23 protein-coding genes are annotated in these 20,776 nt (G+C 63.3%); 16 read left to right on the top strand and 7 right to left on the bottom strand.

What is annotated here, in order from left to right; translation table 11 throughout:
• Window positions 1-234: 234 nt before the first annotated feature.
• The 3 genes from dgcN (at window position 235) to FIU86_RS18395 (ending at window position 3,140) form a co-directional block, all read left to right on the top strand.
• A complete protein-coding gene (gene dgcN, locus FIU86_RS18405) occupies window positions 235-1,236 on the top strand; it encodes an N-acetyltransferase DgcN (RefSeq protein ID WP_152476411.1) in 1,002 nt (333 codons plus the stop codon).
• 78 nt (window positions 1,237-1,314) lie between these two features.
• Window positions 1,315-2,280: an N-acetyl-D-Glu racemase DgcA gene (gene dgcA / locus FIU86_RS18400; RefSeq protein ID WP_152476410.1), complete on the top strand. Its 966-nt coding sequence runs from the start codon at window positions 1,315-1,317 to the stop codon at window positions 2,278-2,280.
• Window positions 2,277-3,140 carry a D-amino-acid transaminase gene (locus tag FIU86_RS18395; protein WP_152476409.1) on the top strand — a complete coding sequence of 288 codons (864 nt, stop codon included), beginning with the start codon at window positions 2,277-2,279 and terminating at the stop codon, window positions 3,138-3,140. The genes dgcA and FIU86_RS18395 overlap by 4 nt, the downstream gene beginning before the upstream one ends.
• Before the next feature lie 116 nt (window positions 3,141-3,256).
• On the opposite strand, the gene FIU86_RS18390 is transcribed toward FIU86_RS18395, so the two are convergent.
• The 5 genes from FIU86_RS18390 to FIU86_RS18370 are packed head-to-tail and all read right to left on the bottom strand — an operon-like array spanning window position 3,257 to window position 6,992.
• On the bottom strand, window positions 3,257-4,429 hold the full coding sequence (locus FIU86_RS18390; RefSeq protein WP_152476408.1) for an aminotransferase class V-fold PLP-dependent enzyme: 1,173 nt from the start codon (window positions 4,427-4,429) through the stop codon (window positions 3,257-3,259).
• Between the two features lie 3 nt (window positions 4,430-4,432).
• Window positions 4,433-4,747 carry a DUF1244 domain-containing protein gene (locus tag FIU86_RS18385; RefSeq protein ID WP_152476407.1) on the bottom strand — a complete coding sequence of 105 codons (315 nt, stop codon included), beginning with the start codon at window positions 4,745-4,747 and terminating at the stop codon, window positions 4,433-4,435.
• Window positions 4,747-5,826, bottom strand: a complete 1,080-nt coding sequence (locus tag FIU86_RS18380; RefSeq protein WP_152476406.1) for a hypothetical protein — start codon at window positions 5,824-5,826, stop codon at window positions 4,747-4,749. Before FIU86_RS18380 ends, FIU86_RS18385 begins: the two co-directional genes overlap by 1 nt.
• Window positions 5,827-5,831: 5 nt before the next feature.
• A complete protein-coding gene (locus FIU86_RS18375; protein WP_152476405.1) occupies window positions 5,832-6,173 on the bottom strand; it encodes a 5-carboxymethyl-2-hydroxymuconate isomerase in 342 nt (113 codons plus the stop codon).
• Window positions 6,174-6,221: 48 nt separating this feature from the next.
• The gene (locus tag FIU86_RS18370) at window positions 6,222-6,992 is read right to left on the bottom strand and encodes an N-formylglutamate amidohydrolase (protein ID WP_152476404.1); all 771 of its coding nucleotides are present in this window, start codon (window positions 6,990-6,992) and stop codon (window positions 6,222-6,224) included.
• Window positions 6,993-7,109: 117 nt separating this feature from the next.
• Here FIU86_RS18370 and pyk point away from each other — a divergent pair, with 117 nt between their 5' ends.
• Both pyk and FIU86_RS18360 read left to right on the top strand, forming a co-directional pair.
• Complete coding sequence (pyk, locus tag FIU86_RS18365; protein ID WP_152476403.1) at window positions 7,110-8,555, top strand: pyruvate kinase; 1,446 nt, start codon at window positions 7,110-7,112, stop codon at window positions 8,553-8,555.
• Between the two features lie 46 nt (window positions 8,556-8,601).
• Window positions 8,602-8,826 carry a hypothetical protein gene (locus FIU86_RS18360; protein ID WP_152476402.1) on the top strand — a complete coding sequence of 75 codons (225 nt, stop codon included), beginning with the start codon at window positions 8,602-8,604 and terminating at the stop codon, window positions 8,824-8,826.
• 42 nt (window positions 8,827-8,868) lie between these two features.
• Here FIU86_RS18360 and adh read toward each other — a convergent pair whose 3' ends face one another.
• A complete protein-coding gene (gene adh / locus FIU86_RS18355; RefSeq protein ID WP_152476401.1) occupies window positions 8,869-10,389 on the bottom strand; it encodes an aldehyde dehydrogenase in 1,521 nt (506 codons plus the stop codon).
• A gap of 133 nt (window positions 10,390-10,522) precedes the next feature.
• Window positions 10,523-11,515, bottom strand: coding sequence for a GAF domain-containing protein (locus FIU86_RS18350; RefSeq protein WP_254703883.1), 993 nt, complete (start codon window positions 11,513-11,515; stop codon window positions 10,523-10,525).
• Window positions 11,516-11,698: 183 nt separating this feature from the next.
• On the opposite strand from FIU86_RS18350, the gene rpmI reads away from it, so the two are divergent.
• The 11 genes from rpmI (at window position 11,699) to FIU86_RS18295 (ending at window position 20,774) form a co-directional block, all read left to right on the top strand.
• The gene (rpmI, locus tag FIU86_RS18345; protein ID WP_103763596.1) at window positions 11,699-11,899 is read left to right on the top strand and encodes a 50S ribosomal protein L35; all 201 of its coding nucleotides are present in this window, start codon (window positions 11,699-11,701) and stop codon (window positions 11,897-11,899) included.
• 12 nt (window positions 11,900-11,911) lie between these two features.
• Window positions 11,912-12,277 carry a 50S ribosomal protein L20 gene (gene rplT / locus FIU86_RS18340; protein WP_103763595.1) on the top strand — a complete coding sequence of 122 codons (366 nt, stop codon included), beginning with the start codon at window positions 11,912-11,914 and terminating at the stop codon, window positions 12,275-12,277.
• Between the two features lie 336 nt (window positions 12,278-12,613).
• Entirely contained in the window at window positions 12,614-13,504 is an 891-nt protein-coding gene (locus FIU86_RS18335) for a fatty acid desaturase (RefSeq protein WP_152476400.1), read from the top strand.
• Window positions 13,505-13,555: 51 nt separating this feature from the next.
• Window positions 13,556-14,443, top strand: coding sequence for a hypothetical protein (locus FIU86_RS18330; protein ID WP_152476399.1), 888 nt, complete (start codon window positions 13,556-13,558; stop codon window positions 14,441-14,443).
• Between the two features lie 71 nt (window positions 14,444-14,514).
• On the top strand, window positions 14,515-15,588 hold the full coding sequence (pheS, locus tag FIU86_RS18325) for a phenylalanine--tRNA ligase subunit alpha (protein ID WP_152476398.1): 1,074 nt from the start codon (window positions 14,515-14,517) through the stop codon (window positions 15,586-15,588).
• The gene (locus FIU86_RS18320) at window positions 15,585-16,034 is read left to right on the top strand and encodes a hypothetical protein (RefSeq protein ID WP_152476397.1); all 450 of its coding nucleotides are present in this window, start codon (window positions 15,585-15,587) and stop codon (window positions 16,032-16,034) included. The genes pheS and FIU86_RS18320 overlap by 4 nt, the downstream gene beginning before the upstream one ends.
• A gap of 56 nt (window positions 16,035-16,090) precedes the next feature.
• Window positions 16,091-16,507, top strand: a complete 417-nt coding sequence (locus tag FIU86_RS18315; protein ID WP_152476396.1) for a BLUF domain-containing protein — start codon at window positions 16,091-16,093, stop codon at window positions 16,505-16,507.
• Window positions 16,508-16,577: 70 nt separating this feature from the next.
• Window positions 16,578-16,856 (top strand): YrhK family protein, encoded by a 279-nt coding sequence (locus tag FIU86_RS18310; RefSeq protein WP_152476395.1) that lies wholly within the window; start codon window positions 16,578-16,580, stop codon window positions 16,854-16,856.
• 120 nt (window positions 16,857-16,976) lie between these two features.
• Window positions 16,977-17,909 (top strand): dimethylarginine dimethylaminohydrolase family protein, encoded by a 933-nt coding sequence (locus FIU86_RS18305; RefSeq protein ID WP_152476394.1) that lies wholly within the window; start codon window positions 16,977-16,979, stop codon window positions 17,907-17,909.
• 115 nt (window positions 17,910-18,024) lie between these two features.
• Window positions 18,025-19,401 (top strand): hypothetical protein, encoded by a 1,377-nt coding sequence (locus tag FIU86_RS18300; protein WP_152476393.1) that lies wholly within the window; start codon window positions 18,025-18,027, stop codon window positions 19,399-19,401.
• 86 nt (window positions 19,402-19,487) lie between these two features.
• Window positions 19,488-20,774: an ABC transporter substrate-binding protein gene (locus tag FIU86_RS18295; protein WP_152476392.1), complete on the top strand. Its 1,287-nt coding sequence runs from the start codon at window positions 19,488-19,490 to the stop codon at window positions 20,772-20,774.
• Window positions 20,775-20,776 lie beyond the last annotated feature (2 nt).

The following is a 20,776-nucleotide window of genomic DNA, read 5'->3' as shown; positions in this document are numbered from 1 at the left end:
GCAAGCAGATGACATGAGCTTGGCGGATACGGCGTCGGCTTTCTCGCCCGAGCGAACCACGACGCAGACATGGAACCGCCCGCTCATCCGGAATGCGAGTGCAAGAATCTGCTGAAAAATTCGCAGGATGACAGGAAATCTTGTCGCGCTAGCTTTATCCAAGATCAATTTGGAATGAAATACATCCGGACTCGGCGCACCATAGGCGAACCTGATTCCGGAAAGGATTGCGAGATGATCGAGACCCCATACCTGCTTTTTCTCGGCGATGCGCCTGACATGCTGGCGGCCAAGGTGGCCATCGGCATTCGGGACTGGCGACCGGACTACGCGAAGGGTCAGATCCGGTTGCCGGGATGCGGTTCAGATCTTGGCCTGACGGACATGTCGCTGGCCGAGGCGCGGGACGCGGGGGCCAAGACACTGGTGATCGGCGTGGCGAACCGCGGCGGCGTGATCTCCGACAAGTGGAAAGAAGTGCTGCTGGAGGCGCTGGCAATGGGCTATGACATCGCGTCGGGCCTGCACAACCTGCTGAAGCACGAGGCGGACCTTGTGGCAGCGGCTGAGAAGTATGGCCGCACCCTGCATGATGTGCGGGTGCCCTCGGTGCGCTATCCGATTGCGGATGGCAAGAAACGCAGCGGCAAGCGGTGCCTTGCCGTGGGCACTGATTGTTCGGTCGGCAAGATGTACACGGCGATGGCGATGGAGCGGGACATGCACGAGCGCGGCATGAAGGCGTCTTTCCGTGCCACCGGGCAGACGGGTATCTTGATCACCGGCGATGGCGTGCCGCTGGACGCGGTCATTGCCGATTTCATGGCCGGGTCGGTCGAGTACCTGACGCCGGACAATGACGACGATCACTGGGACCTGATCGAGGGGCAGGGCAGCCTGTTTCACGTATCCTATTCCGGTGTGACCATGGCGCTTATTCATGGTGGCCAGCCCGATGCGTTGATCCTGTGTCACGAGCCGACGCGCACGCATATGCGGGGCCTGCCGGATTACAGCCTGCCCAGCCTGCAGACGCTGCGGGACACCGCGCTGTCGCTGGCACGGATTGCGAATACGGACTGTCGCGTTGTCGGTGTTTCGGTGAATACCCAGCACATGAACGAGGACGACGCCAAGGAGTATTTGTCCAAGGTCGAGGACGAGATGGGGCTGCCGGCGACGGACCCTTATCGCTTTGGCTCGGCCAAGCTGGTGGACGCGCTGGAAGCTTTTTGATCCAACCGTAAAGGCCAGTGGCGTCTGACGGGTGCCTCCGGCGGGGATATTTATGGCCAGAAGAAGGGGCCGTTATTGATGCAGATTTCCGTGACGCGCGATGTGTTCAAGCTGGCGCAGGTGTTCACCATCAGCCGGGGCTCGCGCACCGAGGCGAAGGTGCTGACCGTGCGCGTGACCGATGGCACTGTCACCGGGTGGGGCGAATGCGTGCCCTATGCGCGGTATGACGAGACGCTGGACAGCGCGACGGCGCAGATCGAAAGCCTGCCCGAGGAAGTTTCCCGCGAAAAGCTTTACGAACTGTTACCGGCGGGCGCGGCGCGGAACGCGGTGGATTGCGCGTTGTGGGATTTGCAGGCGAAACAGGCCGGAAAACGGGCGTGGGAGTTGGCGGGATTGCCCGCGCCGGGGCCAGAGATCACGGCCTATACGCTGTCGTTGGATGCGCCAGAAAAGATGCGGGAGCAGGCGGCGAGGAACGCGCATCGACCCTTGCTGAAGATCAAGCTGGGCACGCCCGATGACATGCCGCGGCTGGAGGCCGTACGGGCCGGCGCGTCCGATGCGAAAATCATCGTGGATGCCAACGAGGGCTGGAGTGCCGAGGTCTATGCCGACCTTGCGCCGCACCTTCAACGCTTGGGCGTGGCCCTGGTGGAGCAACCCTTGCCGGCGGCGGAAGATGACGCGTTGCTGGGCGTGGAGCGACCAGTCCCAGTCTGCGCCGACGAGAGCTGTCATGACCGCGCCAGCCTGCCCAAGCTGAAGGGCAAATACGACATGGTGAACATCAAGCTGGACAAGACCGGCGGGCTGACCGAGGCATTGGCGCTGCGCGCTGCCGCGCTGGCCGAAGGGTATGACGTGATGGTGGGCTGCATGATCGGGTCGAGCCTGGCGATGGCGCCTGCGGTGCTGGTGGCGCAGGGTGCGACGGTGACCGACCTTGACGGCCCGCTTCTGTTGGCCGAAGACCGGGACGAACCTTTGATTTTCGACGCGGCCGGGGTGCATCCGCCCACCGCAAAGCTATGGGGATGACGATGCGGACCGTGTATGTGAATGGCGATTACCTGCCTGAGAACGAAGCGAAAATCTCGATTTTCGATCGCGCATTCTTGATGGGGGACGGGGTGTACGAGGTGACCAGCGTGCTGGGCGGCAAGCTGATCGATTTCGAGGGTCACAATCGTCGGCTGCAACGGTCGCTGGATGAGTTGGACCTGCCGCACCCGGCGGTGCTGGATGATCTGCTGGACATCCACCGCGAGCTGGTGCGGGTGAACGAGATCGAGGACGGTCTTGTGTATCTGCAGATCACGCGGGGCGCGCCCGGCGATCGGGACTTTGCCTATCCCGATCCTGACACGCCGCCGACCGTGGTTTTGTTCACCCAGTCCAAGCCCGGGTTGGCCGATAACCCCGTGGCGAAAAAAGGCATCAAGATCATCACTGTAGAGGACATGCGCTGGGGTCGTCGGGACATCAAGACGACGCAGCTTCTGTATCCGTCGATGGGCAAGATGATGGCCAAGAAGGCGGGTTGCGACGATGCGTGGATGGTGCAGGACGGGTTCGTGACCGAAGGCACGTCGAACAATGCCTATATCGTCAAGGATGGAAAGATCATCACCCGCGCGCTGTCGAACGACATCCTGCACGGAATCACCCGGGCGGCCGTGCTGCGCTTTGCCGAAGAGGCGCAAATGCAGGTGGAGGAACGAAATTTCAGCGTCGACGAGGCCAAGGACGCCGACGAGGCGTTCGTCACCTCGGCCAGTGCCTTCGTGATGCCGGTGGTGGAAGTCGACGGTGTGGCCCTTGGCGACGGGACGCCCGGCACGGTGGCGACGCGGTTGCGGGAAATCTACATCGAGGAAAGCCGGAAAGTCGCGGTCTGAGCGAATCGAAGGTTAACGCTGGAAACTCACGTCGGTATCGCGTCGGTATTTGAGTGGTATCGCGTCGGTATTATCTGCAAATCGTGTTCGTTGACCAATCGTCCGGTGCTCCGCGGTCAGAGCGCGGCGACGGCCGCGGTGAAACGGGCGATCTCGTCCTCGGTGTTGTAGGCGTGAACCGAGGCGCGCGCGAGATGGTCGAGGCCGCGGGCGCCGAGATCGAGCTGGGCGCTGGTGCGGTTGGAAACGGAGATGTTGATATTTCGTGCCCGCAACGCGCTGGTCATGTCCTGGGGCGTGTGGCCGTCATGGGTGAAGGTCACGATGCCGCATTTGCGCTTGCCCAGATCGCGGACTGTCACGCCGGGAATGTCGCGCAGCGCGTCGCGCAGGGTTTCACCGAGGTCGGCCACGCGGGCCTCGATCGCGGGCAGGCCGATCTCGCGGGCGTAGCTTGCCGCGACACCAAGCCCGAGTTGTCCGGCGACGAAACGCTCCCAGTTCTCGAACCGCTTGGCGTCGGGCTGAAGCTCGAAGGTGTCGGGGCCCGTCCAGGTGGCGGAGAAGAGATCAATGAAGGGTGGGTCGAGACTGTCGATCAGGCCTTCGCGGACATAGAGAAACCCGGTGCCGCGCGGACCGCGAAGGTATTTCCGGCCCGTGCCGGAGAGCATGTCGCAGCCGAGTTTGCCCACGTCGAGGTCGATCTGGCCTGCAGACTGGCAAGCGTCAAGCAGGTAGAAAAGACCGTGATCTTTCGCGATGCGCCCAACCTCCTCTGCGGGGTTCACGAGACCGCCTTGCGTCGGGACATGCGTAAGGGCGACGAGACGGGTTTTAGGCTGGATCAGAGACTGAATCGCGTCGATGTCGACCTGTCCGGTGTCATCCGACGGGATGAGGTCGATCTCCAGTCCGCGCCGCTGCGCCTGTAGTAGCAGGCCGAGATAGTTCGACACGTATTCCGAGGCATGGGTCAGGATGCGGTCGCCGGGCTGCAAGGGCAGGCTGAAGAAGGCCATGTCCCAGGCGCGGGTGGCGTTTTCAATAAAGGCGATTTCGGATGGCTTGGCGTTCAGAAGCGCCGCCATTTCGGTATAGAAAAGGTCGATGGCCGGTTTCGCCTCGGCCGCTGCCTCGTACCCGCCGATACGGGACTCCAGCGACAGGTATTCCAAGAGCGCCTCTTGCACCGGCAGCGGCATCAGACCAGCGCCGGCATTGTTGAAATGCAGGAGCGTCTTGCAGGCGGGGGTGTCGGCGCGCAGGCGCGCGATGTCGAGCGTCATGGGTTAGGTCTTGGAACCTACGTTTTCGGCGAAGGACTTGTCGAACGCCGCTTTCTGGTCGTCCGAGGCGTCGGTCTGATAATTCGCTTTCCACTCGTCCATCGTCATGCCGTAGAATGTTTCGCGCGCCTCGTCCTTGGTCATGTCGATGCCGCGCTCGTTGGCGGCCTCCTGGTACCAGCGGCTGAGGCAGTTGCGGCAGAAGCCGGCGAGGTTCATCATGTCGATGTTTTGCACGTCGGTGCGTTTTTCCATCAGATGTTCGCGCAGGGTGCGGAACGCGGCGGCTTCGAGCTCGATGCGGGTTTGATCGTCCATCAGGTATCTCCTTCCCTTTTGCGCAGGTAGGTTTCGGCCCGCTCCCGGACCGACGGGTATTTGTCCTGCGCGAGTGTCCTTGCCAACTCGTCTGTGATCGATTTGGCACGGGTACGGGCCTCGATCAAGGTGTCTGCGGCAAGGCGGCGTATCTTGACGGACCGGTCCTGCGCCGCCTGGCGGAGTATTTTGTCGGCGTCTACCGCGATTTCGACTTGCCGAGTGGCATATTCCGGCAGCCGCCGGCGGTTTGTTCGAGAGTGGTCGACCCTGTGGCCCGTGAGCCAGCGCGCGGCGCCGGATAGAAGCGTGCGGTAAGCCACCAGACGGACGCCGGGATGAGCGGCATCCTGGGCAAGTTGAGGCAGTCTAGAGTCTAGTAGAGGCTGCTTCAGGAGCTGTTGGAGCGCGTAGCCATGAGTGCCGGTGCGAACGTAGGCCAGATGGCGCGTGAGGGCGCGTGCGATGTCGCCGCGGTGGCATGCCGAGATCAGGTTGCCGGGCGAATGTTCTGGTTCACTGATAATGTTGTGGCCGTTTGCGAGGAGGAACAGAACATTTTCCGCGACAAGGTCGGGATCAAGCTCGACAGCGATGCGCGCGAGATAGGCCTGCGCTGCAGCGCGGACCTCTGGCACCCAGTCGCGAAGGCGGTGGACCAGCACGGCGAGGTCGAAGCTGTTCTGTGGGGCGAGTTGCAGTGTGTTCAGGGCCGCCTCGCGCAAGTGGCCATCCGAGTGATGCAGGAAAAGAAGCGCGCTTTGGGCTGTAACAGAGGCTTTTTCCGCCGGTCGTGGGCCTTTGAATAACGTGCGGATGGCATCGCGCCAGCGGAAATCGCCGGTCGGTGTCTCTTGGGTGTAAAGGCGGGCCATCGCGATGATGTCCTGTTCCGCGCGGGGCATTGCGTTAGCGGGCAGGTCAGCGACCGCGTCGCAGTAGCGCGCCGCGTGGCCAGAGAGGTCGTCGCCGTTGGCGATGGCCGTGCCGAACTCCCTGATCGTGCGTTGCGCGTCTTGTGGCAGGACGGATGTGCCGCGAAGGCCCTCGATCGCAGGATATGTCGGGGGCTGGCGCATCTGGCCTAGAGCATGCGTTTCAGGTAGGGCTGCTCGATGGCGTCCAGCCGCACGGTCAGGCTGCCGACGTCCGGCAGGTGTGCCTGAAGCGTGTCGAGCGTCAATTGTGCCAGATCCGTGCGCACCGCGTCACTGCGGCCGGGCAGGAGGAGCAGCGTGGCGTGGGCGAAGCTTTGGGGTTCGACCCCGATGCGCGAGGCGGTGGCGGCGATGGTGCGGGTGCGCACCGTGTCGGGCGCGGTTACGCTGGCGTGGTTCGCGAATTTTTCCCACAGGTCGTCGCAGAGCGCCTGAAGGTCGTGGCTGTTTTCCAGTCCGCTGGAATGTTCGATGATGATATGCGGCATGACCGTCCCCTTTTTCCTGCGGTAAGTGTCGCGAAGCGGGGGACGGGTTCAATTGTTTTCTGCTGCTACAGGGGTGAGGCGAGCGCCGGCATGATCTGCCGCCTCGACCAGCATGGGGGCCAGGCGCTGGGCCCAGGCGGCTTGCTGGTCCTCGGTCACGATCAGGTCGTTGCGCAGCTCGATCAGGGCGTTGAGCCGCTGATAAGCGATGCCGTGACGGGCGATGGCGTCGCCGGGCAGGTGGCCGCCATAAGGCTCGTTCTCGCCCACGCAGATGTCGGTTTCTTGCGCCATGCGGTTGATCAGCGGGCGGGTCAGGCGATCGTCCGTGGCATAAAGAACGCCGATATGCCACGGCCGGGGCGGGCGGCCCTGAAGCTGGCGGGTGAAGGAGTGGATCGAGACAATTATAGTATCGTCCTGCCGTGCCGCCATGCGGGCCAATTCGCTGTGATAGGGTCTATATAAGGCGTTCAGGCGCTGTTCGATATCGGCCGGGCCGACATGGCGGTTTGCAGGGATGATGGTGCCGTCATAGAGTTTCATCACGAGGGTCGGGTCATCCTCGCCCCGGTTGGGGTCGATCACGAGACGGGAAAAGTTGGTCATGATGCACGGCGCGTCGAGCGCACGGGCCAGCGCCCGCGCAACCCCGGCAGCGCCCGGGTCATACGCGATGTGGCGGGCCATGTCCGCCGGATCGAGCCCGAGCGAGCCGCCGTTCACGAAGGGCGGAACGGTGTTGGCGGCATGGTCGCAGGTGACGAGCCAGCGGGAGGGACGATTTGCCCCTTCTGTGAAAAACGGTCGATATGTCATGCTGATGTCATCTCTTGACCACCACTTTTATGTCAGTTGTCAGGAAATGGGAATTGGGTAATAAACCCTGTGTAAGTTTAGCGCTAACGCAAGCTGAACATAAAGGTAAGGATACACATGAGACGCCATCGCAACGTGAAGATCGTGGCCACGCTGGGCCCGGCATCGGAGACCTATGAAACCATCCGCGCGTTGCACGAAGCGGGGGCGGACGTGTTCCGGCTGAACATGAGCCACGGCACGCAGGACGATATCCGCGCCAAGCACGAGATCATCCGCCGTGTCGAAGAGGAGATGGACAGCCCGATCGCCATCCTGGCCGACCTTCAGGGGCCGAAGCTGCGCGTGGGGCCGTTCGAGAACGGATCGGAAGAGCTTGAGGAAGGGGCGTCGTTCCGGCTGGACCTGGATGAGGCGAAGGGGACGATCGACCGTGTGAACCTGCCGCATCCCGAGATCTTCCAGGCGCTGAAGCCCGGTGCGCGGCTGTTGGTGAACGATGGCAAGATCCGCCTGAAGGTGACGAAATGCGGCACTGACTTTGCCGAAACCGAGGTGATTACCGGCGGCACGATTTCCGACCGCAAGGGTGTGAACGTGCCGGACGTGGTGCTGCCGCTGGCGGCGCTGACAGACAAAGACCGCGACGACCTGGAGTTCGCGTGCGAGTTGGGTGTGGACTGGCTGGCGCTGAGTTTCGTGCAGCGGGCGCGGGACGTGATCGAGGCCAGCGCGCTGGTGCGTGGACGGGCGGCGATCATGGTGAAAGTGGAAAAACCCTCTGCGGTGACCGATTTCGACGAGATCCTGGACGAGGTGGACGGCATCATGGTGGCTCGCGGAGATTTGGGCGTGGAGCTGCCGGTGCAGAACGTGCCGCCGTTGCAAAAGCGCATGGTGCGCAAGTGCCGCGCGGCGGCCAAGCCGGTGATCATCGCCACGCAGATGCTGGAATCGATGATCGCAAGCCCGATGCCGACGCGGGCCGAAGTCAGCGACGTGGCGACCGCGATCTACGAAGGGGCGGACGCGATCATGCTGTCGGCGGAATCGGCGGCGGGTGAGTATCCTGTAGAGGCGGTGCAGACGATGGACAACGTGGCACAAGAGGTCGAGGACGACCCGACCTATACCGAGATCATCGAAGCCTCGCGCAAGGCAGACCGGACCACGGTGGCCGACGGCATCGTCGCCGCCGCGCGGGAAATCGCGGAGACGACCGAGGTGGCGGCGATCTGTTGTTACACGCAAAGCGGGACGACCGCGCTTTTGACGGCGCGGGAGCGCCCGCGCGTGCCGATCATCGCGATGACGAACGTGCGCGAAACCGCGCGGCGCCTGACCCTGAACTGGGGGACGGATTGCGTGATGACGCCCGAGCTGACCCGGTTCAAGATGGCGGTGCAGAACGCCACGCGCGCCGCGCTGAAACAGGGCTATGCGACCGAGAACGATCAGGTGATCGTGACCGCGGGCGTGCCGTTCAATGTGCCGGGGACCACCAATATCCTGCGGGTAGCGCCTTGTAACCAAAAGGAACTTTCTTCGACTGACCAAGACTGAACTGCGCTATACTGTCCCGCAGAGCAGTTCATGGAGGGTCTTTGAAATGGATCCCGATCTTATTTTCATTATCGGCTTGGTTCTGGGCGTTTTTTCCATCCCGTCGGTGCTGTCTGCATTGTCGGACGGACATGCGCCGCGGGTTGCGGCGTTTACGATCATAGCGTCCGGTGTGATGGTGTTCTGGGCGGTCAGCAACAAGCCGGGCGGGTACGACATTAACGAGATACCCAATGTGTTCGTGCAGGTCGTGGCGCGGTACCTGACCTGACACGGAAAAAGGGGCGACACGCTGTGCCGCCCCAATCCGTTCCTAGAAGAAACCCAGCTTGTTGGGGTTGTAGCTGACCAGCATGTTCTTGGTCTGCTGGTAGTGGTCCAGCATCATCTTGTGGTTCTCGCGCCCGATGCCGGACTGCTTGTAGCCGCCAAAGGCCGCGTGGGCCGGATAGGCGTGGTAGTTGTTGATCCAGACGCGCCCGGCCTGGATGCCGCGTCCGAAGCGGTAGCAGGTGTTGGCGTCGCGCGACCAGACCCCGGCGCCGAGGCCGTAGATGGTGTCGTTGGCCAGCGCCAGCGCCTCGGCCTCGTCCTTGAAGGTGGTCACAGAGACGACAGGGCCGAAGATCTCTTCCTGGAAGACGCGCATCTTGTTGTGGCCCTTCAGGATGGTCGGCTGGATGTAGTAGCCCTCGGACAACTCGCCGTCCATCTGCGCCGCCGCACCGCCGGCGAGCACCTCGGCGCCTTCCTCGACACCGATTTGCAGGTAGCTGAGGATTTTGTCCTGCTGTTCGCGGCTGGCCTGGGCGCCGACCATCGTGTCCATCAGGCGCGGGTCGCCCTGCTTGATGGCTTTTACCCGTTCGATGGCGCGGGCGATGAACTCTTCATAGATGTCTTCCTGGATCAGCGCGCGGCTGGGGCAGGTGCAAACCTCGCCCTGATTGAAGGCGAAAAGCACGAAGCCTTCGATCGCCTTGTCGAGAAAGGCGTCGTCCTTGGCCATCACGTCGGAGAAGAAGATGTTGGGGGACTTGCCGCCAAGTTCCAGCGTGACCGGAATGAGGTTCTCGGTCGCGTATTGCATGATCGTGCGGCCGGTCTGGGTGGAGCCGGTGAAGGCGATCTTGGCGATTCGGTTGGATTTCGCCAGCGCCGCGCCCACCTCGGCGCCGTAGCCGTTGACGATGTTCAGAACGCCATCGGGCAGCAGGTCGGCGATGACCTCCATCAGCACCATGATCGCGGCAGGGGTCTGTTCCGCCGGTTTCAGGACGATGCAGTTGCCGGCGGCCAGCGCCGGGGCGAGTTTCCACGCGGCCATCAGCACCGAGAAGTTCCACGGAATGATCTGGCCCACGACGCCCAGCGGTTCGTGATAGTGATAGGCGACGGTGTCGGCGTCGATTTCGGACATCGCGCCTTCCTGCCCGCGCAGGACGCTGGCGAAATAGCGGAAATGGTCGACGGCGAGCGGGATGTCGGCATTGACGGTCTCGCGGATCGGCTTGCCGTTGTCCCAGGTTTCTGCCACGGCAATCAGGTCGAGGTTTTCCTCGATCCTATCCGCCACTTTCAGCAGGATGTTGGCGCGTTCGGTGGCCGAGGTGCGGCCCCACGCGTCTTTGGCGGCGTGGGCGGCGTCGAGCGCAAGCTCCACGTCGGCGGCATCCGAGCGGGCGATTTCGCAGACCGCTTGCCCGGTGATCGGGGTCACGTTGTCGAAATACTTGCCGTTCGCGGGCGGGGTGAATTTGCCGCCGATGAAGTTGTCGTAGCGGGTCTTGAACGGCGATTGGAATTCCGCCGAAAGTTGCGTGAGTTCGTTCATGTTGGTTCCTCCTGGTCGCCTCGGGTCCTCCGCCCGAAGTCGTGAGGACAGGGGTGCCCTGCGAGAGGCGATTCGTCAGGAGGGGGTCAAACGGTGGCGGAGTGCTTGTGTCTCAGAACTGAGACAGGTGCGGTCAGGTGTCGTCCAGACCGAGCCGTTTCATACGGCGATAGAGGGTGGCGCGGCCAATCCCGAGCGCGCGGGCGGCCTCGGACACGTTGCCGTTCGCGCGGGTGAGGGCGCGGACAACGGCAGCACGCTCGGCCTTCTCAAACCCGCGAGGGCCGTCCTCGCGCCCGAAGATGTCGGACGCGGGGCGCGGGGTGAAGGTGCCGCTGGGCGAGAGGCCAAGCGCCTTGCGCGCCTCGCGGGTGGCGCCGATGACGATGTCGTCGCCATCGATGGCCAAGAGGGTCGCCGCGCCGCCCTCGGCCGAATCGGCGACGACGATGCGGGCCTTGGGATAGGACGCGCGGAAGAAATCGGCCTCGATCGCGTGGGCGGTCTGGTCGACCATGGCGGCGATCAGGCGGTTATAGGCCTCGGTCTGGTCGACACGGGCCGAGGAAACATCGAGCGCGGCCAGAAGCCCGCCATCGGGGCCGAAAATCGGCGCGTCCATGCAGCTCATGCCGATGTTGCGGGCAAGGAAATGGTCGTCGCGGTGGATGGTGATGCGGCGTTTCTCGGTCAGGCAGGTGCCGATGCCGTTGGTGCCCTCGGCGGCCTCGCTCCAGTCGGCGCCGGTGGTCAGGCCCCAGTCCTCGAAGGTGGATCGGTCGCCGTCGGAACAGCGCTGGTCGAGGATGACGCCGCTTTCGTCGGTAAGTAGGACACCGCAGCCCGAGAGCCCGACGAGGCCGAAAAGCTGGTCGAGCTTGGGGGCGGCGATGGTCATGAAACGGTCGAGGCGCGCGCGGCTTTCATCGACCACGCTGTGATCGACACGCTGGCCCTGTGCGGGGGCGGCGGGGTCGAGCCCGTGACGTTCCATCGAGCGATGCCACGAGGCAGCCAGAGCCGAGCGCGCGGCGGCGCTGGGCGAGTTGACGGCGCTCACGACCTTGTCGATATGGCGTTTCTTGTCCAGTCTGCGTCTCCTCCCGGTCCGGGATGTTACGAGCATTGCGGGTTTCGCGCAAATGGCTGTGCGGCGGCAGGGTCGCGCGGGTTGAATTGCGGGACTGGTGGTGCCACCAACCCCCTTGCTTTACGCACGCTGTCGTCCTATACGGCGCTTTCATTCGCGCGGCCGGCCGAAGTGGCATGCCGAGTCGCGCATAAGACCGACCATCAAGAGGAGCCGGAAATGCCCAAGATGAAGACGAAATCGAGCTGCAAGAAGCGGTTCAAGGTGACGGCCAAGGGCCGCGTGGTGGCGGGCCAGGCCGGCAAGCGCCACGGCATGATCAAACGCACCAACAAGTTCATCCGCAACGCGCGTGGCACCACGACGCTTTGCAAGGCTGATGAAGGTATCATCAAGCCGATGATGCCTTACGCACGCTGAGGAGTTTGAGACATGGCAAGAGTCAAAGGTGGGACCGTTACCCACGCCCGTCACAAGAAAGTTACCACAGCCGCGAAAGGCTATTACGGTCGCCGCAAGAACACCTTCAAGGTGGCGGCACAGGCCGTGGACAAGGCCAACCAGTACGCCACGCGCGACCGCAAGAACCGCAAGCGGAACTTCCGCGCGCTGTGGATCCAGCGGATCAACGCCGCCGTGCGCGCCCATGACGAATCGCTGACCTATTCGCGTTTCATCAACGGCCTGTCGCTGGCCGGTGTCGAAGTGGACCGCAAGGTCCTGGCCGATCTGGCCGTGCACGAACCCGCCGCATTCGGCGCCATCGTGGAACAGGCAAAGGGCGCGCTGACCGCGTAAGCCTGCCGTTCGAGGGACAAGAAATGAGCGCCGTCGGGACCCCCGGCGGCGTTTTTCATTGTGCCGCATTCGTTAACAATTTCCTAAAATCCGCCACACTCTCCCCGCAAAGTGGTGCGAAGCCTTTTGACACGACGGTCCGAAAAGGACGGCAAACCAAGAGGCAGAGACATGATACGCACCATTGTGCAAACCCGGGACGGGCAATCCGAACTGAGCGAAAAGGCCCAGCGGTTGCTGGCCGCGCATGACCGCGAAGTGCGCGCATTCCGCGCCGCCAAAAAGGCCTGATTCTCACTGGTTCGGTACGTGGCGTTGCCGTAACGTCGCGACATCATGGACCACAAGGCTTTCATCGCGACCCTACCGCCCGACATGCTGGCACGGCTGAGCCGAAGGGAAGATGCCGCCGGGTTGTGGCATCTGGCCGGACATTTCGCGCTGATCGGCGGGCTGGGAATCTGGATCGGGCTGGGCTGGCCTCTGTGGTGGGCGGTGCTGATCCCGCAGGGAATCGCGATCTGTTTTCTGTTCACGCTGGAGCATGAGGCGACTCACAAGACACCGTTCCGGTCGGCTTGGCTGAATGAATGGGTCGGGCGGGTCTGTGGCCTGCTGATCGTGCAGCCATTCGAGTGGTTCCGGTATTTTCACCTGGGCCATCACAGACACACCAACATTCCCGGCAAGGACCCCGAGCTTTTGGCCGGGGCGAAGCCAGAAGGCTGGCGCGCCTATCTGTGGCATGTGACCGGCCTGCCGTTCTGGTGGGCCATGATCGGTCAGACCCTGCGTAATGCAGCGGGACGTGATCCGTGCGATTATGTGCCCGAGCGCGCGCGGCCGCGCGTGGTGCGGGAGGCGCGGGTGATGCTGACCCTCTACGCCGTGGCGCTGGCCAGTCCTGCGGTGACCGCGGTGCTGTTCTGGGTCTGGATCGTGCCGGCGCTGCTGGGGCAGCCGTTCCTGCGGCTCTACCTGTTGGCGGAACACGGGCGCTGTGCCTTCGTCGCGGACATGTTCCGGAACACGCGGACGACCTACACAAATCGCCTCGTGCGGTTCCTGGCGTGGAACATGCCCTATCACACCGAGCATCATGCCCTGCCTCAGGTGCCGTTTCACCGGCTGCCGGAATTGCATGGGATGATGCAGGGCCATCACGGGGTCACGTCAGAGGGCTATGCCACCTTCAACAGAGACTACACAAGGGGTTTTCGGGTCTAGGCGATGGTGAAACGGTTTTCGGAAGAGTTAATCGAAAGGATGCCCGCGGGCATGGAAATGCCGCGTATCCTCGTGGAAGTCATGGATTGGTTGGAGGCGCTGGGCGGGCGACAGACCACATGGCGGGGAGAGGCGCTGCCCTTCGAGCGTCAATCATTGGCCCTTTATCGGGTTGAGGAATGGCAGACACCCGGGGCAACGCTTGTGGCGTTTGGGTATTATGGCCCGTTTTCGCTGAATGGCCCACAGCCGTCCGTGGCTGACGAAACCGAGCGGGTGTTTTTGTTCGTCAACACTGGTGGCGACGGATCCTATGCTGGGTTCTGGCTGGATGACTCTGGCAAGCAGTGGATCGTGCATCATGGATCCGGGTCTGGCTCTGACTGGTGGGGGCTGATTTCCGACAATCCAAAGGATCTTTTGCGGCTGATGGCGATCGGGTATGTGGAGCCGGCTTTCTCGGAAGCGCATGACCGCACGCCGATGGAAGATGCGTTGGCCGCGAATGGTGCCGACTCGATCTTTCACATGGCGCAGATGATTGCCGAACAGCGCGTCGAGGGCGCCGACGGCATCGAGGATTTCAGGGAGAAGCGGGACGAGCTGGCCGAAGACCTTGCCGATCAATTGGAAGCCGGGGAGGTCGTGGACGCGTATTATGCGCTGCCCTATCCGCCGCGGGCCTTTCAGACCTATCTGAAAGAGGTGCATGGCATCGACACGCCGGCACGCGCATCCGATTTCCTGCCCTATCCGGCGCGTACTTGGGACGAGCCTGTTACCGACCCGTTTGCCAAGTGGATGCGGGACACCCAGCCAGAGCCGACCGACGAAGAGTTGGCACAGATCGAAGAGATGGCGCGGGCGGCGGAGCAAATTGCGCGCCGAATGGAAAACCCAAGCCTGTGGGATCGCTTCATGGGACTCTTTTGGCGCTGAGCGGTCTGACGCTTGCGCTGATGGGCCGGGCGCGGTAACTCCGCCGCAACGAGACAGCCCGGACAGACGACATGGATGACCTGAGAGACAAGTACCTGAAAGCCATTGCCGAGGCCGGTGACGAGGCCGCGCTGGAGGATTTGCGCGTGCAGGCCGTCGGCAAGAAGGGCGAGGTCGCCCTGAAGATGCGCGAGCTGGGCAAGATGACGCCCGAAGAGCGGCAGGAAATGGGGCCGAAGCTGAACGCGCTGAAGGACGAGATCAACAGCGCGCTGGCCGCCAAGAAGGTGGCGCTGGCGGATGCCGCGCTGGACGAGCGGCTGCGCGGCGAATGGCTGGACGTGACCCTGCCGGGGCGGCCGCGGCGGGAGGGCACCATTCACCCGATCAGCCAGGTGACCGAGGAAGTCACAGCGATTTTCGCCGATATGGGCTTTGCCGTGGCCGAGGGGCCGCAGATCGAAAGCGACTGGTACAATTTCGACGCGCTGAACATCCCCAGCCACCACCCGGCGCGGGCAGAAATGGACACGTTTTATACCCACCGCGCGGAAGGCGATAATCGCCCGCCGCATGTGCTGCGGACCCACACCAGCCCGGTGCAGATCCGCGCGATGCAGGCGCAGGGCGCGCCGATCCGGGTGATCGCGCCGGGACGGGTGTACCGCGCCGACTATGACCAGACGCATACGCCGATGTTCCACCAGGTCGAGGGCTTGGCCATCGACCGTGACATCAGCATGGCGAACCTGAAATGGGTTCTGGAAGAGTTCGTGAAGTCGTTTTTCGAAGTGGACGAGGTCGAACTGCGGTTCCGCGCGTCGCATTTCCCGTTCACGGAACCGTCGGCGGAAGTCGATATCCGGTGTTCGTGGGAGGGTGGCACGCTGAAGATCGGGGAAGGCGACGACTGGCTGGAGATCCTTGGGTCCGGCATGGTGCATCCCAAGGTGCTGGAGGCCGGGAATATCGACCCGAATGAATGGCAGGGCTTTGCATTTGGCATGGGGATCGACCGGATCGCGATGCTGAAATACGGAATTCCGGACCTGCGGGCGTTCTTTGACAGTGATCTGCGGTGGCTTCGGCACTATGGCTTTGCGGCGCTGGACGTGCCGACGCTGCATGGTGGCCTTAGCCGTTGAGCGTCGGGCAAGGCCTCCTCGCACTTCTTGGCGTCATCAGCGCGCTGCTGGCCTATATCGCGGTCAAGGCGACGCGGGCGTTCGGGCGGCTGACAGAGGCGCGGATCAGGCTCTATACCGAGCATTTGACCCACCTTCACGAGATAGCGCATGCGCTGAACCACGGGGAGGATCTGCCCGAGCGGGCGCCGGGGGCGGACAAGGCGATCGACGTGATCGCGTCCTTCGCGGTGATGCGGGCCAGCACGGAGGCCTACGAGGCGGTGTTGGCGTATCACCATGCCAGGAGCGAAGGCCAAGGCGCGGCGCGGATCGAGGCGGCGAAGCAGGCGCTGGAGGCCAAGTTGGTCGAGTTGAACGTGAAGATGCGTGACGACCTGAAGCTGAACGCGGGTGCGGGGCAGATTCCCAATGCCGAGGTGTTTCGGGCGAAGCGCGGCGCGTGAGGCGCGTGGACAGTTGCGGCGCTGTCGCCTAGGCTGAGGCGGAAAGGAGCCCCGCCATGGCGCTCACCCAGTTGATCTATGCCTCTCGACCCTTCGGATATGACGACGCGATGCTGGCCGGTATCCTGCTGGATGCGCGGCGATGCAATGAACGCGATGATATCACCGGGGCGCTGATCTGTCGGGCGGATCTGTACCTGCAATTGCTGGAAGGGCCCGACCGGGCGGTCGAGGCGTGCTATGCCCGGATCAAGCGGGACGACCGGCATATCGAGCCGCGCAACCTGATGACGCGCAGCATAAAGACGCGCCTCTTCCCCGCCTGGGCGATGCGGGATGACCCGGCGCAATCCTGGATCTGGAGCCGCGAGGCCGTGCGCGCGGGCGCGGTCGAGCAGGCGACCGAGGATGAAGTGCTGGGCTTTTTCAATCGGCTGGCAGCGGATGGCGTGGTGCCTTTTCGGCAGGATTAGGGTCTGCGTCTTGCCAAAATGGCGAGCTTGCTTTTTCTAGGGTGCGACAGTCAAACCCCGGAGGCACCCCATGCAGATGTTCAAGGACAAGCGCCACGTGAGCGCCGAGACGCGGCGGCTTTATGCGATATTCGAGCTGCTGCACACGCTCGCGGATTTCATCGCGGCGTTCTCGTTCCTGATTGGGTCGGTCCTGTTTCTGTGGAAAGAGACGGAAACCGTGGCGATCTGGCTGTTTATCGTGGGATCGGTGTTCTTTTGCCTGAAGCCGACGCTGAAACTGATCCGGGAGGTGAAGCTGGCGTCGATCGGGGATACCGAGGACCTGGCGGAGCGGTACGAGCCGTAAGGTTCCACGGCTGTGGCGGCTTCAATTTGCGCAATCGACAATGGCCACTGCGGCGGTGGCGCGGTCGCGCTTGACTTGGGCGCGGCATCGGCTCAGCCTTTCGCGCAAAGGAGACCCGTCATGAAAGATCAACCGGCTGACATCTTTACCCTGCGCGCGCGGCGCGAGGTCGGGGGCACGCCCAAGCTGAACGACTGGGGTGCGGATAGCGACTATGGCACGTTGCGGTCGGTCCTGCTGGGGCCGGTCGAGAATTACCGCTGGCTGAAGACATCGTCCGTGAGCAAGAAGACGTTGCGGCGGGGCGTGGAGTTCGACCCTGTTATTGCCAAAAAGCAGCATGCCGAGATGGTGAGCGCCTATGAAAGCGCGGGCGTCGAGGTGCATACCCATGTGCCGGATCCGGAACTGCCCTACCAGGTTTATGCACGGGACAGTTCGGTGATGACGCCATATGGCGCGATCATCACGCATATGTCGCAACACTGGCGCCGGGGCGAGAATTTCCGGGCGATCGAGACCTATCAGGGCCTTGGCATTCCGATTTACGATTTCGTCACGGCGGGCACCTTCGAGGGGGGCGATTTCAACGTGATCGAGCCGGGGTGTGTTCTGATCGGCTGGGAAGGCGAAGAAGGCCGGTCGATGCATGAGGGCGCGCGCCAGGTGGCGTCGTGGATGGAGGCCGAGGGCTGGGAAGTGAAACTGGCCGATATCGACCCTTTCTATGTGCATATCGACCTGATGGTGGTGATGCTGGCGCCGAAGCTGGCGGCTGTCTGCACCGATTGCACCGATCCCGAGATCGTGGATTGGCTGCGCGCCAAGAACATCGAGATCGTCGAGGTGCCGTTCCAGGAGACCATCGCGCTGGGGTGCAACGTGGTGGCGCTGGGGCAGGACCGGGTGCTGTTGCCGGAAGGGTCGAAAACGCTGAAAGAGAAGCTGAGGGCGTTGGGATTCGAGATTTACGATCCGGACCTGAGCATGATCACCCAAGGGGGTGGCGGCGTGCATTGCATGTGCCAGAGCCTGATCCGCGACCCGGGGTGACCTGAATGAGTGGCTGCGCCACGCTCCATTGGTGTGAGGAGGGGCCAGCCCCTCACGTTGAAACTGCGTTTCAACGCTCACCCCGGGATATTTCTGGCCAGAAGAAGAGATCGTGATGCGGGGGGTGCTGGTTTGCCTCGTCCTGTTCTGGGGCGGGATGGCATGGGCGCATGCGTCGGAGCAGGGCTTTGTGCTGTTGCTGCCGACGGATGTCTACATCTTGGCGGGGGTGGCGAGTGTCGTCCTGACGGTGCTGTTGCTGGCGGTGTTGCCTGCGCGGGCGGGGGAGGCGGTGTTTGCGCCGGTGCCGTTGGTGCGGCGGCCGCGCTGGGCATTTCGGCATGGGACGAGCCTGCTGGCGACGGGGGTGCTGGCGGTTGCGGTTTGGCAGGGCTTTGCCGGGCCGCGCACGCCGATGGAGAACCCGATGCCGCTTTTGGTCTGGACGGTGTGGTGGGTGGCGTTGGTGAGCCTGCAGGGGGTTGTCGGCAATCACTGGCGCTGGACGAATCCGTGGACGGGGGTGATCGCGGTGTTGGCCCGGTGGACGGGGATGCGGGCGTTGATGCGGTATCCGCGCGGCTGGGGGTATTGGCCGGCGGTCGTGCTGTTCCTGGCGTTCGCGGCGTTCCTGCTGTGCGACCCGGCGCCGGCGGATCCGGCGCGATTGGCCAGTGTCGTGGGGCTTTACTGGTACGCGGTGCTGTTCGGGGTGCTGCTGTTCGGGCCTGCGTTCCTGCTGCGGGGCGAGATGGTGACGGTGATGATGCGGGCCTATGGGCGCATGGGGGTGCTTGCCCCGGAGCGCGGGCGGCTGGCTCTGGGCCTGTGGGGGTGGCAGGGCGTGATCCGGCGGGCGCCGCCCTTGGCTTTGGCCGTTCTGATGGTGCTGCTGCTGGGGACGGGCAGTTTCGACGGGGTGAACGAGACCTTCTGGTGGATGGGGGTGATCGGGGTCAACCCGCTGGAGTTTCCCGGGCGGTCGGCGGTGGTGGTGCCGAACCTGATCGGGCTGGCTGTGGCGAATCTTGGGCTTTTGGCGGTGTTCGCGACTTGCCTTTGGCTGGGGGAGCGGATCGCCGGGACGGGGCGGAGCTTGCGTGCCGCGTTCTGTCTTTTCGCACCGTCGATCCTGCCAATCGCGCTGGGCTACCACGTGGCGCATTACCTGCCGACGTTCCTTGTGGAGGTGCAGTACGTGTTGCAGATGCTGGACGATCCGCTGTCCAATGGCGCGCATCTGCTGGGCCTCGACGGGTTTTATGTGACCACCGGGTTTTTCAATACGCAGGATACCGTGCGGCGGATCTGGCTGAGCCAGGCCGGGGCCGTGGTGTTGGGGCATGTCGTGGCGATTCTGATGGCGCACGCGCTGGCCATGCGGGACCGGGCCGACCGGAGGCGGGCGGTGTTGGGGCAAGCACCACTGGCGGTGTTCATGGTGGCCTATACCTTTTTCGGGCTTTGGCTGCTGGCATCGCCGCGCGGCTGAGGGCGTGTTGGTCAAAACACTGGACAAACCGGGGTGGGCTTCGCAGGATCGTGCCAATCCGTATCGAGAAACAGGGAGAGTTCGCGATGACCAAGCTGATCAAGGGCACCTCGCGCCGGGGCGCGTTGAAAACACTGGCCGGAGCAGCGGCGGGGGCGGCGAGCCTTCCGCTTTGGGCGCGGTATGCACAGGCGCAAAGCGCGGAGCCGATCAAGATCGGGTTTCAGCAGCACAGCACCGGCATCGGGGCCGCCTATGGCCGCTGGTACGGGCGCACCACCGAGGCGGCGGTCAAGCTGATCAACGAGGGCGGCGGCATCAATGGCCGGATGATCGAGATCATCGCCGAGGACGACGGCACGGACCCCAAGCGTGGCGCCGAGGTGGTGGAGAAGTTCGCCAACCAGCATGGCTGTGACGTGGGCTTTGGCACGCTGTTTTCGCATGTTGTGATCGGGTCCGCGCCGCGGGCAGGCGAGTTGAAGCTGCCCTATTTCGTGGTGTCGGAAGGGCATCACGTGGCGAGCGGAATGCTGAACCGCTATACGCTGCAACCCGGCATCACCGATGTGAAGAGCCAGGTGCAGGCGATGGCGCCTTACGTGTCGGAGAACCTTGGCAAGAAGGTCACGATGATTTTCCCCGATTTCGCATTCGGCCACGACCACCGCGATTTCTTTTCCGCCGCGATCAAGGAACAGGGGGGCGAGGTGCTGGAGCAGATCGCCATTCCGCCGAGCGAGACGAGCTTTACCAAGTATTTCCCGCAAATCCCGCGCGATACCGAGGTGCTGTATCACGTGATGGTGGGTCCGGCCGTGCTGACCTTCGTGAAGGAGCTGGGCGAGTTCTTCGGCGACCAGGGGCCGGAGATTTTCGGCTTTATCGACAGCCTGGAGGCGGTGGATATTTCCAGCCCGGGCCTGGAGTTTTTGGAAGGGACATATTTCTGGGAAGGGATGCCGCGCTATGCGCAGGAGGATCAGAGCGAGCACGAGAAGTTCTATCGCGAGGCGGTGGGCGTGGACGAGAACGGCGCGTCGGTGAGCGACCCGAGCGACGTGTCGACCTATGCGCATATGTTCGGCTGCTGGGAGACGCTGCACGTCATCAAGGCCGGGATGGAGGCGTCGGGCTATGCCGGGCCGGAGGACAGGCCCGCGCTTATCGAGGCGGTCGAGGCAATGGGCGAGATGCCCGAAAGCCAGGCGCATCCGCAGGGGGCCAAGCGGTTCAACGGCAAGACGCACCAGGTGTTCGGGCATCAGCATATCAGCCGGGTCGAGAACGGGCGTCTTGTGCGGGTGCATACGACGTCGATTGACGACACGCTTTATCCCGACGAGGTGGACTATACCACGCAGCCGCTTTGATC

Origin of the sequence: Roseovarius sp. THAF9, assembly GCF_009363715.1 — a bacterium.
In the GTDB taxonomy this organism is placed as follows: Bacteria; Pseudomonadota; Alphaproteobacteria; order Rhodobacterales; family Rhodobacteraceae; genus Roseovarius.
This window is presented reverse-complemented; position numbering and strand designations above follow the sequence as displayed.

Excerpts from the sequence above, each read along its gene's own strand:
- FIU86_RS18330 (WP_152476399.1), top strand. The coding sequence starts at position 13,556 with ATGGAAATGCCGCGTATCCTCGTGGAAGTCATGGATTGGTTGGAGGCG.
- FIU86_RS18310 (WP_152476395.1), top strand. The coding sequence starts at position 16,578 with ATGCAGATGTTCAAGGACAAGCGCCACGTGAGCGCCGAGACGCGGCGG.
- FIU86_RS18385 (WP_152476407.1), bottom strand. The coding sequence starts at position 4,747 with ATGGACGATCAAACCCGCATCGAGCTCGAAGCCGCCGCGTTCCGCACC.
- dgcA (WP_152476410.1), top strand. The coding sequence starts at position 1,315 with ATGCAGATTTCCGTGACGCGCGATGTGTTCAAGCTGGCGCAGGTGTTC.
- FIU86_RS18315 (WP_152476396.1), top strand. The coding sequence starts at position 16,091 with ATGGCGCTCACCCAGTTGATCTATGCCTCTCGACCCTTCGGATATGAC.
- pyk (WP_152476403.1), top strand. The coding sequence starts at position 7,110 with ATGAGACGCCATCGCAACGTGAAGATCGTGGCCACGCTGGGCCCGGCA.
- FIU86_RS18305 (WP_152476394.1), top strand. The coding sequence starts at position 16,977 with ATGAAAGATCAACCGGCTGACATCTTTACCCTGCGCGCGCGGCGCGAG.
- FIU86_RS18395 (WP_152476409.1), top strand. The coding sequence starts at position 2,277 with ATGACGATGCGGACCGTGTATGTGAATGGCGATTACCTGCCTGAGAAC.
- FIU86_RS18390 (WP_152476408.1), bottom strand. The coding sequence starts at position 4,429 with ATGACGCTCGACATCGCGCGCCTGCGCGCCGACACCCCCGCCTGCAAG.
- FIU86_RS18370 (WP_152476404.1), bottom strand. The coding sequence starts at position 6,992 with ATGACATATCGACCGTTTTTCACAGAAGGGGCAAATCGTCCCTCCCGC.
- FIU86_RS18335 (WP_152476400.1), top strand. The coding sequence starts at position 12,614 with ATGGACCACAAGGCTTTCATCGCGACCCTACCGCCCGACATGCTGGCA.
- FIU86_RS18360 (WP_152476402.1), top strand. The coding sequence starts at position 8,602 with ATGGATCCCGATCTTATTTTCATTATCGGCTTGGTTCTGGGCGTTTTT.
- pheS (WP_152476398.1), top strand. The coding sequence starts at position 14,515 with ATGGATGACCTGAGAGACAAGTACCTGAAAGCCATTGCCGAGGCCGGT.
- FIU86_RS18350 (WP_254703883.1), bottom strand. The coding sequence starts at position 11,515 with ATGCTCGTAACATCCCGGACCGGGAGGAGACGCAGACTGGACAAGAAA.
- FIU86_RS18375 (WP_152476405.1), bottom strand. The coding sequence starts at position 6,173 with ATGCCGCATATCATCATCGAACATTCCAGCGGACTGGAAAACAGCCAC.
- adh (WP_152476401.1), bottom strand. The coding sequence starts at position 10,389 with ATGAACGAACTCACGCAACTTTCGGCGGAATTCCAATCGCCGTTCAAG.
- FIU86_RS18380 (WP_152476406.1), bottom strand. The coding sequence starts at position 5,826 with ATGCGCCAGCCCCCGACATATCCTGCGATCGAGGGCCTTCGCGGCACA.
- dgcN (WP_152476411.1), top strand. The coding sequence starts at position 235 with ATGATCGAGACCCCATACCTGCTTTTTCTCGGCGATGCGCCTGACATG.
- rpmI (WP_103763596.1), top strand. The coding sequence starts at position 11,699 with ATGCCCAAGATGAAGACGAAATCGAGCTGCAAGAAGCGGTTCAAGGTG.
- rplT (WP_103763595.1), top strand. The coding sequence starts at position 11,912 with ATGGCAAGAGTCAAAGGTGGGACCGTTACCCACGCCCGTCACAAGAAA.
- FIU86_RS18295 (WP_152476392.1), top strand. The coding sequence starts at position 19,488 with ATGACCAAGCTGATCAAGGGCACCTCGCGCCGGGGCGCGTTGAAAACA.
- FIU86_RS18300 (WP_152476393.1), top strand. The coding sequence starts at position 18,025 with ATGCGGGGGGTGCTGGTTTGCCTCGTCCTGTTCTGGGGCGGGATGGCA.